General features: G+C 72.2%; 16 protein-coding genes and 1 tRNA gene. 4 read left to right on the top strand and 13 right to left on the bottom strand.

The window, feature by feature from the left end; all coding sequences use genetic code 11:
• Window positions 1–3: 3 nt before the first annotated feature.
• The 7 genes from rho to ACA361_RS03660 all read right to left on the bottom strand — a co-directional run bounded on the left by rho (window position 4) and on the right by ACA361_RS03660 (window position 8,365).
• Window positions 4–2,064: a transcription termination factor Rho gene (gene rho / locus ACA361_RS03630; RefSeq protein ID WP_375010334.1), complete on the bottom strand. Its 2,061-nt coding sequence runs from the start codon at window positions 2,062–2,064 to the stop codon at window positions 4–6.
• Between the two features lie 447 nt (window positions 2,065–2,511).
• Window positions 2,512–3,465, bottom strand: coding sequence for a homoserine kinase (thrB, locus tag ACA361_RS03635; RefSeq protein ID WP_375010335.1), 954 nt, complete (start codon window positions 3,463–3,465; stop codon window positions 2,512–2,514).
• Window positions 3,462–4,529 carry a threonine synthase gene (gene thrC / locus ACA361_RS03640; RefSeq protein WP_375010336.1) on the bottom strand — a complete coding sequence of 356 codons (1,068 nt, stop codon included), beginning with the start codon at window positions 4,527–4,529 and terminating at the stop codon, window positions 3,462–3,464. Before thrC ends, thrB begins: the two co-directional genes overlap by 4 nt.
• A 52-nt stretch (window positions 4,530–4,581) precedes the next feature.
• Window positions 4,582–5,871, bottom strand: a complete 1,290-nt coding sequence (locus ACA361_RS03645; protein ID WP_375010888.1) for a homoserine dehydrogenase — start codon at window positions 5,869–5,871, stop codon at window positions 4,582–4,584.
• A gap of 35 nt (window positions 5,872–5,906) precedes the next feature.
• On the bottom strand, window positions 5,907–7,301 hold the full coding sequence (lysA, locus tag ACA361_RS03650; RefSeq protein ID WP_375010337.1) for a diaminopimelate decarboxylase: 1,395 nt from the start codon (window positions 7,299–7,301) through the stop codon (window positions 5,907–5,909).
• The gene (locus ACA361_RS03655; protein ID WP_375010338.1) at window positions 7,298–7,981 is read right to left on the bottom strand and encodes a DALR anticodon-binding domain-containing protein; all 684 of its coding nucleotides are present in this window, start codon (window positions 7,979–7,981) and stop codon (window positions 7,298–7,300) included. The genes lysA and ACA361_RS03655 overlap by 4 nt, the downstream gene beginning before the upstream one ends.
• Before the next feature lie 21 nt (window positions 7,982–8,002).
• Window positions 8,003–8,365, bottom strand: coding sequence for a response regulator (locus ACA361_RS03660; RefSeq protein ID WP_366622401.1), 363 nt, complete (start codon window positions 8,363–8,365; stop codon window positions 8,003–8,005).
• Between the two features lie 125 nt (window positions 8,366–8,490).
• On the opposite strand from ACA361_RS03660, the gene ACA361_RS03665 reads away from it, so the two are divergent.
• Window positions 8,491–8,562 (top strand) — tRNA-Arg (locus ACA361_RS03665).
• A 591-nt stretch (window positions 8,563–9,153) separates the two neighbouring features.
• Here ACA361_RS03665 and ACA361_RS03670 read toward each other — a convergent pair.
• The 3 genes from ACA361_RS03670 to ACA361_RS03680 form a co-directional block, all read right to left on the bottom strand.
• Window positions 9,154–10,035, bottom strand: coding sequence for a class I SAM-dependent methyltransferase (locus ACA361_RS03670; RefSeq protein ID WP_375010339.1), 882 nt, complete (start codon window positions 10,033–10,035; stop codon window positions 9,154–9,156).
• Window positions 10,036–10,282: 247 nt separating this feature from the next.
• Window positions 10,283–11,155 carry a hypothetical protein gene (locus ACA361_RS03675; RefSeq protein ID WP_375010340.1) on the bottom strand — a complete coding sequence of 291 codons (873 nt, stop codon included), beginning with the start codon at window positions 11,153–11,155 and terminating at the stop codon, window positions 10,283–10,285.
• An 80-nt stretch (window positions 11,156–11,235) separates the two neighbouring features.
• On the bottom strand, window positions 11,236–12,039 hold the full coding sequence (locus tag ACA361_RS03680) for a transporter substrate-binding domain-containing protein (protein ID WP_375010341.1): 804 nt from the start codon (window positions 12,037–12,039) through the stop codon (window positions 11,236–11,238).
• Window positions 12,040–12,197: 158 nt separating this feature from the next.
• Between ACA361_RS03680 and ACA361_RS03685 the strand changes: the two genes are divergently transcribed.
• On the top strand, window positions 12,198–13,715 hold the full coding sequence (locus ACA361_RS03685) for an alpha/beta fold hydrolase (RefSeq protein WP_375010342.1): 1,518 nt from the start codon (window positions 12,198–12,200) through the stop codon (window positions 13,713–13,715).
• Here the strand turns inward: ACA361_RS03685 and ACA361_RS03690 are convergent.
• Together ACA361_RS03690 and ACA361_RS03695 are read right to left on the bottom strand one after the other, a co-directional pair.
• Window positions 13,682–14,578, bottom strand: coding sequence for a PfkB family carbohydrate kinase (locus tag ACA361_RS03690; RefSeq protein ID WP_375010343.1), 897 nt, complete (start codon window positions 14,576–14,578; stop codon window positions 13,682–13,684). The two genes, ACA361_RS03685 and ACA361_RS03690, sit on opposite strands and share 34 nt — an antisense overlap.
• A 39-nt stretch (window positions 14,579–14,617) precedes the next feature.
• Window positions 14,618–15,157: a cysteine hydrolase family protein gene (locus tag ACA361_RS03695; RefSeq protein WP_375010344.1), complete on the bottom strand. Its 540-nt coding sequence runs from the start codon at window positions 15,155–15,157 to the stop codon at window positions 14,618–14,620.
• A 59-nt stretch (window positions 15,158–15,216) separates the two neighbouring features.
• On the opposite strand from ACA361_RS03695, the gene ACA361_RS03700 reads away from it, so the two are divergent.
• Both ACA361_RS03700 and ACA361_RS03705 read left to right on the top strand, forming a co-directional pair.
• A complete protein-coding gene (locus ACA361_RS03700) occupies window positions 15,217–15,594 on the top strand; it encodes a YchJ family protein (RefSeq protein WP_375010345.1) in 378 nt (125 codons plus the stop codon).
• A gap of 163 nt (window positions 15,595–15,757) precedes the next feature.
• Complete coding sequence (locus ACA361_RS03705) at window positions 15,758–16,249, top strand: hypothetical protein (protein ID WP_375010346.1); 492 nt, start codon at window positions 15,758–15,760, stop codon at window positions 16,247–16,249.
• A 44-nt stretch (window positions 16,250–16,293) separates the two neighbouring features.
• Here ACA361_RS03705 and ACA361_RS03710 read toward each other — a convergent pair whose 3' ends face one another.
• The gene (locus ACA361_RS03710; protein ID WP_375010347.1) at window positions 16,294–17,298 is read right to left on the bottom strand and encodes an SRPBCC family protein; all 1,005 of its coding nucleotides are present in this window, start codon (window positions 17,296–17,298) and stop codon (window positions 16,294–16,296) included.
• Window positions 17,299–17,308: the final 10 nt, after the last annotated feature.

Raw genomic sequence — 17,308 nt, forward strand, 5'->3', positions numbered from 1 at the left:
CGCTCAGCGGTCGTCGGAGACGGTCGTCTTCTGCACCTGCATCAGGAACTCGGCGTTGGACTTGGTCTCCCGCATCTTCTCGATGAGGAGCTCCAGCGCCTGCTGGGTGTCCAGCGCGTGCAGCACCCGGCGCAGCTGCCAGACGACGCGCAGCTCGTCCGGCGCCATGAGGATCTCCTCCTTGCGGGTGCCGGACGCGTCCACGTCCACCGCGGGGAAGATCCGCTTGTCGGCGAGCTGCCGGTTGAGCTTCAGCTCCATGTTGCCGGTGCCCTTGAACTCCTCGAAGATGACCTCGTCCATGCGGGATCCGGTCTCCACCAGCGCGGTGGCGAGGATGGTCAGCGAGCCGCCGTTCTCGATGTTGCGGGCCGCGCCGAAGAACCGCTTGGGCGGGTACAGCGCGGTCGAGTCGACACCACCGGACAGGATGCGCCCGGACGCCGGGGCGGCCAGGTTGTACGCGCGGCCCAGCCGGGTGATCGAGTCGAGCAGCACGACGACGTCGTGGCCCAGCTCCACCAGCCGCTTGGCCCGCTCGATGGCCAGCTCGGCGACCGTGGTGTGGTCCTCGGCCGGCCGGTCGAAGGTCGAGTGGATGACCTCGCCCTTCACCGACCGCTGCATGTCGGTGACCTCTTCCGGACGCTCGTCCACCAGGACGACCATCAGGTGGCACTCGGGGTTGTTCTTCGTGATCGCGTTGGCGATCGACTGGAGCACCATCGTCTTGCCGGCCTTCGGCGGCGACACGATCAGCCCGCGCTGGCCCTTGCCGATCGGCGACACCAGGTCGATGATCCGCGTGGTCAGCACGCCCGGGTCGGACTCCAGGCGGAGCCGCTCCTGCGGGTACAGCGGGGTCAGCTTGGAGAAGTCGACCCGGCTCTTGGACTGCTCGGGCTCCATCCCGTTGACGGTGTCGAGCCGCACCAGCGCGTTGAACTTCTCGCGCCGCTCGCCCTCGCGGGCCTGGCGGACCGCGCCGGTGATGACGTCGCCCTTGCGCAGGCCGTTCTTGCGGACCTGGGCCAGCGAGACGTACACGTCGTTCGGGCCGGGCAGGTAGCCGGTCGTACGGACGAACGCGTAGTTGTCCAGGATGTCGAGGATGCCCGCGACCGGGATCAGGACGTCGTCCTCGGTGATCACCGGCTCCTCGTAGCGCTCGCGGCCGCCGCGGCCCCGGTTGCGCTCGCGGAACCGGCGCCCGCGCCGCCCGCGGCCGCTGCCGTCGTCGTCGTCGGACTGGCCGCCGCCGCCCTGGCCCTGGCCGCCGCGCTGCCGGCCGCCGTCGCGGCCGCCCTGGTCGCGGCCGTCACTGCGGTCGCGGTCGCGGTCACGGCCGCCTCGGCCGCGCTGCCGGCCGCCGTCGCGCCCGCCGTGGCCGCCCTCGCCGTCGTCGTCGGAGGACCGCCCGCCGCCGCCCTGGCGCTCGTTCCGCTCGCCGCGCTCCTGCCGGTCACCGCGGTCACCTCGGTCACCGCGCTCGGACCGGTCGCCGCGCTCGTTCCTGCCGCCCCGCTCGCCCTTGTCCCGCTCGCCCCTGTCGGCCCGCTCGGCCTTCTCGGCGCGGCCGTCGTCGGCGGGCTTCTCCGCCTTCTCGGCCCTCGCCTTCTCCGGCTTCTCGGACTTGTCCGCCCGGTCCGCCTTGGCGGGCTTCTCGGCCTTCTCGGCCTTGTCGGGCTTGCCGGCGGCGGGCGCCTCGGCCGGAGCCGCGTCGGCGATCGTCACCTGGCCCTCGGCCGCGTCGCGCTTGGCCGCGGTCGCGCGGGTACGGCGCGGGCGCTCGGCCTTCTCCGTACCAGCGGCTCCCTGCTCGGCCCCCGCCGAGCCCGCGCCCTCGCCGCCCTGCTTCTCCTGGATGGCGGCGATGAGCTGGCTCTTGCGCATCCCGGTCACGCCGGTGATGCCGAGGCTGGACGCGAGCGTCTTGAGCTCGGGCAGCACCATGGCCGACAGGCCGGTGCCCGACCGGCGGCGCCGGGGGGTGGCACGCTCGGCGCCATCGGCGGCGGGTGCCGTGCTGGATGCGTCCGTAAGGAGTTCGCTGGATTCGCTCACTAAGGGTCCTTCCCAGGGAGCGGGCGTAGGCCGGCGATCGGCCAGGCAACCCGGTGGTGCGGCCCGGCGGGGGCGCCGAGTCGGGCTCCGCGGCCCACGGCGGTGCCGTGTTCCGCGATTTCTGGGTACAGCCAGATGGTGGACGGGACGGTTCGCTCGCGGCCGTTCCCGGTTCCGTGACATCCGTAGCTGGTTCGCTGGAACGCATGACATCGGGATGTCACGGTGTCGGGAAGCCTAGTACGCGGGACCGACACGGCCGGAGGGCCGGAACGGTGACGCGCGGCTGACGAGCACACGGCCCCGAACGGGGCATCTGGTGCGGCATTCAGCCTAACATCACCAGGGCGCACTGCTATTCCCCAGAGTCGATGTCTTCGCATTTTACCTAGCTGGATCATTCCACCTGGGTGGTCCGTCGCACCGCCTCCGGCCCCGCGCGAAGCATCAGGGCCGGACGTCGGAACCGGGGTGCCGAACGCGGGCGCCACGGGGGGCGACGTTCAGCGGGTGTATGTGCCACCCATTACCCAGTTCCGCGGTCATCGAATCAACTTCGGAAGCGCTTGTGAAGACCAGGACAGTAGGACCTGCCCCGGAAATCACCGCCGGCAGGCCCGCCGCGCGCAGCCGCCCGACCAGCGCCGCCGACTCCGGCATCGCGGGCGCGCGCTGGTCCTGGTGCAGCCGGTCCGCCGTCGCGTCCAGCAGCACGTCCCCGCCGAGGCCCTGGGTGAGGGCCGCGACGAGCAGCGCGGCACGGCCGGCGTTGGCCGCCGCGTCACCGTGCGAGACGGTCTCCGGCAGCAGCCCGCGGGCCCGTTCGGTGGCCAGTCCCTGATCCGGTACGAACGCCGTGACCTCGGTGAACGCGGGGTCCAACCGTACCGAGCGGGCACCGGACCCGCCCGTCCAGGCGACCGTCAGCCCGCCCGAGATGCACGGTGCCACGTTGTCGGGATGGCCCTCGATCTCGGTGGCCAGCCGCAGCGCCGCGGCGTCGTCCAGCAGGTCCCCGGCCGGGTGCAGGTGCCGCGCCGCGACGATCCCCGCGACGATCGCGGCCGAGGACGACCCCAGCCCGCGGCTGTGCGGGATGCGGTTGACGCAGCGCAGCCGCAGCCCCGGCGGCTGGCCGAGACCGGTCGCGGCCAGGCCGTCCAGGACGTCGAACGCGCGCCGCAGCACCTTCACGATGAGATGCCGCTCACCGCGGTCGGCGACCTCGGCGCCCTCGCCGGTCGCCTCGATGGCCAGCCCGCCGCCGGTGATCTCGACCTCGACGTCGTCGTACAGCTCCAGTGCCAGCCCCAGCGAGTCGAACCCGGGGCCGAGGTTGGCGCTGGTGGCCGGGGCCCGTATCGCGACCGCGGTCCCCCAGCCGTCGCGCTCCGCCGTCACGCGAGACCCAGCGCGGACGCGGCCGCGTGCGCGTCCACCTTCACCGTCGTCGGGGCCGGCGCGCCGGAGATCGCCCAGTCGGGGTCCTTGAGGCCGTTGCCGGTCACCGTGCACACGACGGTCGAGCCGCGCTCCACGACGCCCTGCTCGGCCGCCTGGAGCAGCCCCGCGACGCTCGCCGCCGAGGCCGGCTCCACGAACACGCCCTCCTCGGCCGCCAGCAGCCGGTACGCGGCCAGGATCTGCCGGTCGGTGACCGAGTCGATCGCGCCGCCCGACTCGTCCCGCGCGTTGATCGCCAGGTCCCAGGACGCGGGGTTGCCGATCCGGATCGCGGTGGCGATCGTGGACGGCTTCAGCACCGGCTCGCCCTTCACGAACGGCGCCGCGCCGCTGGCCTGGAAGCCCAGCATGCGCGGGGTCCGCGACGCGATCTTGTCGGCGGCGTACTCCTTGTAGCCCATCCAGTACGCGGAGATGTTGCCCGCGTTCCCGACCGGCAGGCAGTGCACGTCCGGGGCGTCGCCGAGCGCGTCGACGATCTCGAACGCGGCGGTCTTCTGCCCTTGCAGGCGGAACTTGTTGACCGAGTTGACCAGCGCGACCGGGTAGTCGACCGAGAGCTTCTGGGCCAGCTCCAGGCAGTCGTCGAAGTTGCCGTCCACCTGGAGCAGCCGGGCGCCGTGCACCAGCGCCTGCGCCAGCTTGCCCATCGCGATCTTGCCCTGCGGTACCAGCACCGCGCAGGTCATCCCGGCCCGGACCGCGTACGCCGCGGCCGACGCCGAGGTGTTGCCGGTGGAGGCGCAGATCACGGCCTTGGCACCGTCCTCGGCCGCCTTGCTGATCGCCATCGTCATCCCGCGGTCCTTGAACGAACCCGTCGGGTTGGCGCCCTCGACCTTGAAGTACACCTCGCAGCCGGTCAGCTCCGACACCCGGCGGGCCGGCACCAGCGGCGTCCCGCCCTCCAGCAGCGTGACGACCGGCGTCCCGTCCGTCACCGGAAGGCGGTCGCGGTACTCCTGGATGAGGCCGCGCCAGGCGCGGGCGGTCGCGTTCACGTCGTCTCCTCGAATGACCTGCTGTGTTGCGCGAATTCTAGGCCCGTACGGGCTACTGCTCGCCCTCGACCCGCATCACGCTCGCCACCTCGCGCACGATGTCGAGCTCCCGCAGCCGCTCCACGGTCGCCGACAGCGCCGCGTCCGGCGCCCGGTGCGTCACCACGACCAGCTGGGCGTCCTCGCCCAGGCCCTCCTGGCGCACCGCCTTGATCGACACCTCGTGCCGGGCGAACTCCTCCGCGACGGTCGCGAGCACGCCGGACCGGTCGGCCACGTCCAGCTGCACGTAGTAGCGCGTCACGGTCTCGCCCATGGGGAGTACGGGCAGCTCGGCGTACGTCACCTCGACCGGGCCCTGGCTCCCGCCGACCAGGTTGCGCGCCACCGCCACCAGGTCGCCGAGGATCGCCGACGCGGTCGGCGCGCCGCCCGCGCCCGCCCCGTAGAACATCAGCGAGCCCGCCGACTCGGCCTCCACGAACACCGCGTTGTACGCCTCGCGCACGCTCGCCAGCGGATGCGACCGCGGGATCATCGCCGGGTACACCCGTACCGAGACGCCCCGGCCGCCGTTGCGGCCGTCCTCCGCGGGCACCCGCTCGCAGATGGCCAGCAGCTTCACCACCGAGTCCATCTCCTTGGCGCCCGCGACGTCCGCCGCCGTCACCTCGGTGATCCCCTCGCGGTGCACGTCCGCCGCCGTCACCGGCGTGTGGAACGCCAGCCGCGCCAGGATCGCCGCCTTCGCCGCCGCGTCGAACCCCTCGACGTCCGCGGTCGGGTCGGCCTCCGCGTACCCGAGGGACTGCGCCTCCTCCAGCGCCTCGTTGAACCCGGCGCCGTGGGTGTCCATCTGGTCGAGGATGTAGTTCGTGGTGCCGTTCACGATGCCCAGCACCCGGTGCACGTGGTCGCCGACCAGCGACTCGCGCAGCGGCCGCAGCAGCGGGATCGCGCCCGCCACCGACGCCTCGTAGTAGAGGTCGGTGCCGTACTCGCGGGCCGCCGCGAACAGCGTCCCGCCGTCCTCGGCCAGCAGCGCCTTGTTGGCGGTGATGACCGACTTGCCGGCCTTCATCGCCTCCAGCATCAGCGTCCTGGCCGGCTCGATCCCGCCGATCACCTCGACCACGAGGTCCACGTCGTCCCGGGTGACCAGGGAATGCGCGTCCGTCGTGAACAGGGCCGGGTCGATCCCCTCCCGCGCCCGGTCGAGCCGCCGCACGGCGATCCCGGCCAGTTCCAGCGGGGCGCCCACCCGCGCGGCCAGATCGGCCGACTGCTCCCGCAGCAGCCGGACGACCTCCGAGCCGACGACACCGCATCCCAGCAGCGCCACGCGCAGCGGGCCCCGTTCGGGACCGACCCCGGGTTTCACGCTTCCTCGACCTCCGCATCGAGCCGCAACAGATCCGCGTCGCTCTCCCGGCGCACGATGACCCGCGGCACGCCGTCCCGGATCGCGACCACGGCGGGCTTGGGCACGTGGTTGTAGTTACTGGCCATCGAACGACAGTACGCACCGGTCGCCGCCACCGCCACCAGGTCGCCCGCCGTAAGATCTTCGGGCAACCACAGGTCACGCACGACGATATCTCCGCTTTCGCAGTGCTTTCCGACAAGCCTGCTGAGCATGGGACCCGCGTCCGACGACCGGCTCGCCAGCACGCTGGTGTAGTCCGCGCCGTACAGCGACGTGCGCAGATTGTCGCTCATGCCGCCGTCGACCGAGACGTACGTCCGCAGCCCCTCGACGTTCTTGACCGTGCCGACCTCGTAGACCGTGACGCCGCCCGGCCCCACGATCGCCCGGCCCGGCTCCACGGTCAGCTTCGGCATCTGGAGGCCGTACGCCCGGCACTCCCTGGCCACGATCGTCCGCAGGCCGTCCGCGAGGCTCTTGGGGTCGTGCGGCTCGTCACCGTCGACATAGGCGATGCCGTAGCCGCCGCCCAGGTCCAGCTCGGGAAGCTCCACGCCGTGCTCTTCGCGAATGGCGACGAGAAGCTCAGCGAGCCGGTGCGCCGCGACCTCGAACCCGTCGGTCTCGAAAATCTGCGACCCGATATGCGAATGCAGCCCGACCAGCTCCAGCTGCTCCAGATCCAGCACCCGCCGGACGGCCTCCAGCGCCGCCCCGGAACTGCGCGAGAAACCGAACTTCTGGTCGTCGTGAGCCGTCGCGATGAACTCGTGCGTGTGCGCCTCGACCCCGGTCGTGACCCGGATCATGACCTTGGCCCGGACGCCCTTCCGCCGCGCCAGGTAACCGAGCCGCGCGATCTCCTCGAACGAGTCCAGCACGATCCGCCCGACGCCCGCGTCGAGCCCGCGCTCCAGCTCCGCGACCGACTTGTTGCTCCCGTGCATCGTGATGCGCTCGGGCGGGAAGTCCGCCGCCATCGCGACGGCCAGCTCACCCCCGCTGCACACGTCGAGCCCGAGCCCCTCCTCCTTGACCCAGCGCGCCACCGCCGTGCACAGGAAGGCCTTGCCCGCGTAGTGGACGTCGCCGTCATGGAACGCGGCCGCGTACTCCCTGGCCCGCGCGCGCACGTCCTCCTCGTCGTAGATGTACAGCGGCGTCCCGTACCGTTCCGCCAGCTCCCTGACGTCGACGCCGCCGATGGTCATGACCCCGTCGTCCCTCTTGGCGCCGCGGGGCCAGATCAGCGGATCCAGCGCGTTCAGGTCCTCGGCCGGAGGCATCGGGTGCTCTTCGGGCAGCACGTCCGCGTGACGCTGCCCGGCGGGGTGTACTCGGCTCATAGTCGCTCTCTAGGGGTCTCACCGATCATTGTCAGGCCATTGCTCAAGGCGATGCGCGCGGCCGCCGCCAATGTGACGCGCGCCGCATGCACCGCCCCGGGTTTTTCCTGACCTTCGGGCAAGGCGGGGCAGCGCTCGTAGAAGTCATGGACTCCATCGGCGAGGCGCTCCAGGAACCCGGTCAGCACCCCGCTCCGCGCCCACCCCGGCAATTCACCCAACAGACCCAACAGTGCCAGCTCTTCCCGACATTCCAGCCCGGCCGGCGGCCCGCCCCGTACGCCCAGGTCCCGGGCCCGCCGCCGCACCGCGGCCATCCGCGCGTGCGCGAACCGCACCCGGAACCCCGGATTCTCGAACGTCCGCGGCCGGTCCGGCCACGCCGCGCGCTCCGCGACCTCCGCGGCCCCGTACCGCTCCCCCTCGGCCAGCACGTCCTCGACGAGCTCCCAGGGCGCCGCCACGTACACCTTCAGGAATCCCCGCTCCGTCTCAACCCGCGAGATCCCCGGCGCACCCTCGACCATCCGCCCCAGCACGCCGGCGTCCACCCCGGCCCGGAGCGCCGCCGGACTCCCGTAAACCCCAGGCCCCAGACACCGGAGCGCCACGTCGGGCACGCTCTTCCCGGCGTCCCGCACCGCGCCCGCGACAACGGCGCTCACCTCGGCTGGAGTCACCCTGGTGAGACTATCCGACCACTATGTGGACGCGGCCGCCAGCTTCCGGACGGTCTGGATCAGCTGGTTCGGGTCGAACGGCTTGGTCACGTACGCGTCGACACCGATCTCATGCCCCCTCCGGACATCGTGCTCCTGCGCTCGCGCCGTGATCATGACGACCTTCACGTGCCGGGTGTCCTCGTCCTCCCGCAACCGCATCGCGGTCACCCACCCGTCCAGCCGCGGCATCATCACGTCCAGCGTGATCACATCGGGCCGTACCTCCCGCACCCGCTCCAGGCAGTCCTGACCATCCACCGCGGTCGACACCTCGAACCCCTCGAGCTGCAGGTTCACCGCGATGAGCTGCCTGATCACCTCATCGTCATCGACGACCAGCACGCGTCCCAGTGGCTCGGTCACGGCCTCGAAGTTAGTCGACTCCACACCCCAACGCACGGCGAACCGTCCAGGTGCGCGCGGACTCCCCAACCCTGGTAACCTTCTTCTCGCGCCGCAGGGCGCACGCCCCCTTAGCTCAGGGGATAGAGCAACGGCCTCCGGAGCCGTGTGCGCAGGTTCGAATCCTGCAGGGGGCACCTCAAGATGATCAGCCAAAACCCCGGTTGACCAGGCACGACGCCGGTCACCGGGGTTTCGCATGTAGGCAACCGTGTGCCACCGGAAGCCCCCGTTTGCCGCCGTTCCCGGAATATAGGCAGCGATCGCGGTAGCTTACGCACCGCCCCCCGGCCACGGGGTCGCACCGCCGCAGTCCCGACAATTAGCCTGGTCTCGCAGCGGAGACCGGTCAGAGCACCCATATGGGTCCGCGGCTCAAAGGAGGGTGGGTACGGAATCTCTCCCGGATACGTCCCGGAGAGGAAGAATCCCGTGACCCCACCCTCCCCCGGTCTCCCTTGGCTTAAGTCCTGCCCTGCCAGCAGCCCCCAGCGAATAGCGCCTCCGGCGGGGGCCTCCGACTCCGCCGACCGCTCGCCACGGGTACGTGGCGCCGCCCTTCCGACGCTTCCGCCACTTCCTGCGCCACAGCCTCAGCACCACATAGCCTCTCGCTCTCAGAGCGCTAAGAGAAGCCTCCGGTGGGAGGCCACGCGCCGGGGAAGCTCAGCTGTTTGGAGTCATAAGCGAAGCCCGCGTGCGCCGGTTCACGGCGCACGGGGGCCGGGTCATTCGCCGCGGCGGCGCATCGATCTGGGGAGGGCGGTCACGGAGCGGCCCACTCGGAAGCTCACGGAGTCGCGGACGGCGCGGAGTTCGTTTCGCGTGTCGGCCAGCTTGCGTTCCGTGCGGGCGAGGCGGTCCTTCAGCTTGGCGACCTCGTCCTTCTTTCCGGACTTCTGCTTGACGCGTACGAGGGGGCGGCCGGCGACCTGCTGCACCTCGTGCCAGATGTCCTCGCGGCCGGCCAGCCATTCGAGCAGGTCGTTCTGTACGGGTTCCATGTCGCCCCAGACGCCGTACAGCTTCTGGGTGGTGACGCAGATGGGGCGCAGCCCGTCGACGGCGACCGCCTCCCAGACCGCGGCCGAGACGCCGGGGGTGTGTTCGGAACGGTAGTCGTCGCAGACGACGACGCCGTCGGCGGGGAGCATCACGTGGGAGGCGTCGATGTCGGCGTGCACGTGCTCATAGAGGTGGGACGCGTCCACGTGGACGAAACGGCAGCTGTCCGGGTCGACGTGCTCCAGGATCTGCGAGGTGGGCCCTTGGACGATCTCTGGCAGCCGGTCGTGGAAGGCGGTGTAGTTCGCTTCGAAGGCCCGGCGGGTCAGGGTGGAGTACGACCCCTTCATCTCGGCCTGGTTGGAGTCGTCGGGGGCTTCGGAGTCGAAGAGGTCGCAGACGGTGAAGGTCTCGCCGGCACGCAGGTGGCGTCCCATGAGGACGGCGCTCTTGCCCAGGTAGGAACCGAGTTCCACGAGGTCGCCGTGCTGGCCGAGGCGTTCCTGGCGTTCCAGGAACCAGGTGAACAGCAGCTGGTCGACCTTCGGGAACCAGCCCTTGATCTCGTCGAGTGATGCCGGGGGCTTGGTCTCTTCTCTGATCACGTGTGGCTCCAACGTCATCATGTCGGGAGCGGTGGGCACGGAAGATGCCCGCGCACGTCAGGGTGGTGCGTCGACGGGCGGAGGACAATGTCGTCGGCTTTGGCGGAGGGCCGAAGCCGACATGATAGGTGAGCCGGGCTTCTTGGCAACCGCGGCCGCTGCCGGGTGAGGTGGAGTCGAGGCCGAGGCGGACGTTAGGCACACGGTACGTTCCCGGCCGGCCGGGCGGGCATTTTCGCGCCGAGTTTTACGCGTCGTACTCCATGCCGATCCCCAGGGTGCTCTGCATGGGCAGGAGGCCGGTGCCGACGATGTCGAGGACGGGAGGCATCAGGAGGTCGGCCAGGCGGTCGGTCTCGGCCGGGGTGAGCGCGTCCCAGGGGGCGGTGGCCAGGTCGTCGGTGCGGTGCTCGACGGCGGTACGGAGGCGGCGCCCCTCGGCGGTGGCGGTGCCGTCGGCGTTCAGCAGGCCGCGGGCGGCGAGGCGGTGCCGGGCGGCGGCCCACTCCTCGGCGGGCCACTGCCTGCTGCCGAAGACCTCTTCGGGGGCGGCGCCCATGGCCGCGTGCGTGACGAGGGACTCGGCGGGGCCGATGCCGTGGGCCTGGAGCGCGGCGATGTGGCCGTCGCCGCGGTGCTCGCGCAGGATCGTCGCGGCGTGCCACAGGATCAGGTGGGGTTCGGCGGGCCAGGGCAGCGCGGCGTTCGCGGCGGCCATCGGGCGGCCGGCCGTGTCGGCCGCCTCGGCGGCGCGGCGGGCGAGGACGGCGGCCTCGCGCAGTTCGGGCGAGCCGGTGCGGTCGCCGAGGAGCCGGCGGAGCGCGCGGTCCATTCCGGCGGTACGGGTCTTCAGCACCTGCTCGGGCGTGGCGGTACGCCAGGCGGGGGCCGTGTAGCGCTCCACCATCCGCGGGTTGAAGCTGTAGAACAGCGCGTTCACCAGTTGCGGGCTCGCCGGGCCGAGGGGCGCGGCGCGGTAGGGGAAGTAGGCGGGCCAGCGCTCGCCGGTGTCGTAGCCGAGCGCGGCGGCCTCGGCGGCCACCTCGGGCGCGTAGTAGAGCGTGGCGTGTACGGGCTCCAGCAGCTGCCACAGCCGCCGGGCGGTGTTCTGGCGCGCCATGTCGGTCCCCCCGTTCGAATCTGTTCTTGACGCTGTCTAGATTGCGGGACGGGACGCTATCTTGTCAATGGCAAGTCTGGTCAGTCGCAGCCCTCGAACTGGGGCACTTCGGTCATCGCCACGTCCAGGCCGGTGCCGCCGAACCACTTCGCGACCAGCTTCCGGGCGGTTCCGTCCTGGTACATGCGGGTGATGGCCTGGTTGAGGGCCACGCAGCCGTCCGGGTCGCCGTGCCGGATGCCGATCCCGGTGTTCTGCTCGCTGAGCTTGACGTTCAGCAGGCGGGCGCCGCCCCCGTCGCGCTTGATCAGGCCGGCCAGGATCACGTCGTTGGTGGTGATCGCGTCGACCGCCCTCGCCTTGATCATCGTCATGCAGGCGTCGTAGTCCTTGGCCGGGACGAGCCGGGCGGACATCCCGTGCAGCGCGAGCAGCCGCTTGGTCGGGTCGGCGCCCTCCACCGCGCAGAACCGCCGGTCCTTCAGGTCGCGGACGGCCTTGACCCGGGGATCCCCGGCACGCACCATGACGTCCTGGTACGAGGTGTAGTACGGCCCGGCGAAGGCGATCTTCGTCTTGCGGTCGGGCGTGACCGAGAGCGTGGCCAGGACGAGGTCGGCGCGCTTCGAGGTCAGGGACGGGATGCGATCGGCCGCCAGGACCGGGATGAACCGGACGTCGCTCCCGAGGCGGCGGGCGACATAGCGGGCGACGTCGATGTCGAAGCCCTCGAACGTCCCGTCCGGGCGGCGGAGGCCGAGCGACGGCAGGTCCGGCCGCACGCCCACGACCAGGGTGTCCTTGTCGAGGATCGACTCGGAACGGGTCCCGCCGCAGCCCGCCGCGAGTCCCGCCAGCAGGACCACCGCCATGAAAAGCCGCATTCCCCGCCTCCCGGCGCCTTCAGCTCCGTACCCGCCGGATCCGCCCGTGGAGTCGGGCCGCATACCGGGATTATCCCGGCAGTGGAGATCGCGCCACAAGGGCGACGGCGAATGGCCTGGACCGGACTTCGCTCGGTTCATGCGGGCATGGGGCCGGCATGGACATCGCCCATCCGGAGGCACCCGACAGGATCGAGGTGACCTACCGGAACCTCCCCCATGCCCGGATGCGCGCCCGGGCCGTGGGACGCCGGGTGCCCGGCGTCCCGGAGATCGTCCTGGTCCAGGGCATGGCCGTCTCGGACTACCTAGTCCCCGCCCTCGCCCGGCTCGGCGGCTGGACCCGCGCGCACCTCGTGGACCTGCCCGGCCTGGCCGGCAGCGGCGATCCCCCGCACGAGCTCGACATCGCGCAGTACGGCCGCTCCGTGGCCGCCTGGCTGGACGCGGCCGGCCTCGGCCGGGTCGTCGTGGCGGGGCACAGCAGCGGTACGCAGATCGCCGCGCACGCCGCCGCGCTGCGGCCGGACGGGACGGTCGCGCTGGTGCTCGCCAGCCCCACCGTGGACCCGGTCGCGCGCTCCATCCCCCGGCTGCTGCTCCGCTGGCGGCTGGACGCCCGGCGAGAGCCCGATGAGCTGGGCCGCTCGCACCGGCCGGAATGGGTGCGGGCGGGGCCGCGCCGGCTGCTGCACATCGTCCGGGCCCATCTGGCGGACCGGCTGGAGGACGTGGTGCGCGACGTTCCCGTGCCCGTTCTCGTCCTGCGCGGGCGCGAGGACCGGCTGCCCCGGGCGGTCGGCGAGAAGGCGTACGCGGTGTCGGGATGGTCGGAGGCCGTGGCCGCCGGGAAGGCCGGCGACATCCGTTCCGACGCGCTCGCGGAATGGATCGCCGGCCATTACCCGCGCCGCCGCTATCCGGTCGTCTTCCTGGGTTCGGCGAACGGCGCGCTCGTCCATCTCGCGGCGGCCCTCGGGGCGCCGTGGCTGCCGCAGACCGTGCTCGTCCCGGTACGGCGGCACGGCGGCCACCCCGACGAGCCGCGCGAAGGGCTGCGGCTGTCGCGCGCGGCCGGGGAGGCGCTCCTCGCCGCGAACCCCGACCTGGTCCTGCACCACATGCACGACGTCCTCGGTCTTGGCCGCCCGACCGTACGGCTGTGCTATCCGGAACCGGACGACCTCAGCCCGGCCGTGGCCGGCCTTTTCCGCGATTGGTACCGGCGGCGCGGGATTCCGGCCGACCGCCTCTTCGCGTCCTGTTTCGTGCTGCTCGAACCGTGGTGGACGCTGCGCACCGGCTCCGTTCCTTACTGGACGTCGTTCAACACCGAGCCCGCGCGCCGGAGACTGCTCGACCACCTCGACGGGACCGAGCCGTTCGACGAGATCCGGCTCACGCTCATGTCGAACGGCGTCGCGGCGCCGGGGCAGGCGGGGATTCCCGCCTGGCGGGAGGTGCTCGCGCGGGCAAGGACGGCCGGCGAGTTCACCGGGGTCGATCCGCGGGCCTACCCCCGCGACTTCGCGTCGTTCGCGCGGATGCACCGGGAGCTGGCGCGGGTCCGGCCCGTCCAGCCGATGCCCGGGCCGATGGATCCGGACTTCGCCGCGGAGTTCCTCGCCCGGCGCGCGGACGTTCAGCTCCTCAGCGCGGGGCGCCCGCCGGGGTGAGCGGCGGTGGCTCCGGCCGCGGCGACGGCGTGGCGGGCCGCGTCCGGCGGTGACGCGCCGTGCAGCAGGGCGGCCGTGAGCGCCGCCACCAGCGCGTCCCCGGCGCCGGTGGTGTCGGCGACCGGCACGTCCTCCAGGGGCAGGAAGAGCTCACCGTCCGGCCAGATGAACATGTTGCCTGCGTCGGCGACGGCCAGCGCGACCAGCGAGGGGCCGCGGCGCAGCAGGTCGCGGCCGAGCCGGGACGCTGTCTCCGGTGTGTCGACGGGCGCGCCGGCCAGCAGCCCGGCCTCCCGGGAGTCGGCGCGCAGCACGTCCGCCGCGGCCAGCAGTTCGGCCGAGTCGGCATCGTCCGCCTGGGGCACGCCGTCCAGCACGATCCCGGCGCCGGCGTCCCGCGCCAGCCGTGCCGCGCGCAGGACGGCACCCGGCGGCTGCTGGAGCTGGAGGAGCACGAACCGCGCCCGTTCCAGGCCGGCGCGCGCCGCCTCGACATCGCCCTCGGTCACCAGCGTCGCGTCCGGGACGTCCTCCAGGTAGCGCCAGCGCGCGGAGCGGTCCACGATGTCGACGATCAGCGCGCTGCCGGTGCCCGCCCGGCGCACCACCGGCGCGGTGTCGATCCCGTCGGCGGCCGCCTGCCCGATGAGACCGGCGCCGGCCGCGTCGTCGCCGACCGCGCCGAGCAGCGCCACCCGCGCCCCGAGCTGGGCCAGCCCGACCGCCTGGTTCGCGCCCTTGCCGCCCAGCATCTCGCGCCGCTCCCGCACCGGGGCGGACTCCCCGGTTCCGGGCATCTCGTCCACGACCAGGACGAGATCGCGCGCCACCTGCCCCATCACGACGACCTCGGCGCCGGCCATCCGCATCCCTCCCGTGAGAACTCTCGAAACACCGTCGCGTCAGTCCAGGCAGTCGGCGGCGTCGACGATCTCCGCCCGCATGTTGCGCTCCATCATCCGCAGCGCCGCCGCGCCCAGCTCCGGATCGATGTGGGCCACCGCGTCGCGCGGGATCCTGATCTGGAAATGCCGGACGTACGCGTCCAGCGCGCTGTAGAGCACGCACTGCTCGGTCACCTGGCCGGTGAGGATGAGCGTGTTCACGCCCTCGCGGACCAGCAGGTACTCCAGCGCGGTGCCGTAGAAGACGCTGTGCCTCACCTTGGACAGGAACGGGCAGCCGGCCGGCGGGCGGATCGGCTCCACCAGGTCGGGCCGGCGGCCGCGCAGCGCGTTGCCGACCAGCTCGTCGGACGTCGCCGAGAAGTCGCCGTAGTTGTCGTTGACGTACAGCAGGTGGACGTCCTCGCGCTCGCGGGCCCGGTAGATCAGGTCCCGCAGCGGCTCGACGATCTTCTCGACGCTGTTTCCGAGCGCGTCGGCGTCCGCGTGCTCGTACGGGTTCAGCATGTCGATCACGACCAGCGCAACGGTGCTCACGTCCCGGCTCCTGCCCTGATGATCGCGCGTTACTCCGGCCGGGCCGCCACAATGAGGGGATGCCCAAGCGCCCCGCCACCTGCCCCTGCGGATCGTCCGCGCCGTACCGCGACTGCTGCGGGCGGCTGCACCGCGGCCAGGCCCAGGCCAGGACGGCCGAGGAGCTGATGCGCTCCCGGTTCAGCGCCTTCACCGTCCGGGACGCCGCGTACCTGCTGAAGAGCTGGCACCCCGGGACGCGGCCGCGGACGATCGAGTTCCCCGCCGGACTCCGCTGGGAACGCCTGGAGATCCTGAACACGGCGGAGGGCAGCCCCTTCCACACCAAGGGCACGGTCGAGTTCCGCGCCCACCACTCCGAGGGCGAGCTGCACGAGGTCAGCCGCTTCGTCCGCCACGAGGGCGCCTGGGTCTACCTGGACGGCGACACGACCTGACCCCGAGCCCCGGCCCGTCCCTCTCCCCGGCGCCCAGCGCCCGGGCCCGGGCGTGCGGGCTTGAGCGCCGTGGTGGCCATGTACGGCCAGGCCGGGCGGCGCCGGACGCCGGGCGGCCCCGGCTGCGTACCGTGAAGGCACGTCGGTGATCGGAGGGCGCCGGATGCGCGTCAGGAAGAGCGGGCGGGCACCGGACGCGCCGGAACCGTGGAACGAGATCGTCCCCGGGCTCTGGATGGGTGGGCACGTCCACGCCGGCGGCACCCCGGCGATCGTCCGGGACGAGTTCGACGTCGTCCTGAGCCTCTACCGGCGCGACGGGCACGGTCCTGACGCCCACGTCGAGCACCACTGCGCGCCGATGCCGGACGGGCCGCTCGACCCCGACCAGATCGCGGCGGTCTGCCGGCTCGCGGACATCGCCGTCGAGGCCGTGCGGGACGGCCGGACGGTGCTCGCGCGCTGCCATTCCGGCTACAACCGGTCGGGCCTCGTCACGGCGCAGGCGCTGATCGGGATGGGCTATCCGGTCGCGGACGCGGTCTTCCTGATCAGGTACCGGCGCTCCAGGTGGGCGCTGAACAACCCGCTGTTCGTGGACTACCTGGAGAGCGGACTCGACGTCGCCCGGCTGCTCACCGGCCTCGAATCCTGACCGCGCCGGACCACGCCAGTTCGCGCCGGATCGCGCGCCGGGCGTCAGGCGTCGGCGGACTCCTTCTCCGGCTGCCCCTCCTTCTCCTCCTGCTTGGCGGCCTTCTCCTCCTCGGCGACGGCGTCCTCGTGCGTCTTGACGACCTCGCTGTCGTGGATCTCGCCGCGCCAGCCCTCGACCTCGTCGGGGCGCAGCAGCGACTGCGTCATCACGTACCGGCGGAAGTGCTTGAGCTCCAGCCGGACGCGGCGGCCCTGCGCCCGCCACAGGTTGCCGGTCCGCTCGAACAGGCCCTGCGGGTGGTACTCCAGGACGAGCAGGACGCGGGTCAGGTTGGGCGCGATCTTGTGGAAGCTGACCGTGCCGTCGACATGGCCCTTGGGGCCCTTGGAGCGCCACACGATGTGCCGGTCCGGGACCTGCTCGATGATCGTGGACTCCCACGTGCGGCTGGACCAGAAGATCTTGGCCTTCCAGTTCAGCTTCTCGTCGGAGGCCTGGTCGACGCTGACGACCTTCTTCATGAACGCGGGATAGTCCTGGAACCGCGTCCACTGGTCGTACACCAGCCGGCGGGACGCGCCGATGTCGATGTGCTCCTCGATGTTGGTCACCTTGACCTTCTTGGCGCCGCCACCGCCGCCGCCCTTCTTGCCGAAGGTCTCCTTGACGCGGGCGAACAGGCCCTTCTTCTCCTGCTCGCCGCCGCCGTCCTCGCCGGACGACCCGGCGTTCTCGTCGCTCTCGGCGGGGCGCCGCTCGTCCCCGCTCTCGGCGCCGGCCTCGTCGGGACGGTCCGCGCCGTCCTCGGCACGGCGGCCGTTGAGGCGCTGCACCGCGCGTCCCGCGGCCACGGCGGCACCGGCGCCGAGCAGCAGCCCGCCCGCGGTGCCGGCGGTACGGCCGCCGGGGACGCTGGGGAGCCGGCTCTTGCCACCGCCGCCGATCGGCAGCCTGCTCAGGGGCGACGACTTCTTCCGGCCGCCGATCGGCAGCCGTTTGGCGAGCTGCCCGGCGGGGAGCCGGGAGGCCAGGTTTCCGCGCTTCATTGAGTTCCTC

It is taken from the genome of Actinomadura sp. 21ATH (assembly GCF_041951345.1).
Classification (GTDB): domain Bacteria; phylum Actinomycetota; class Actinomycetes; order Streptosporangiales; family Streptosporangiaceae; genus Spirillospora.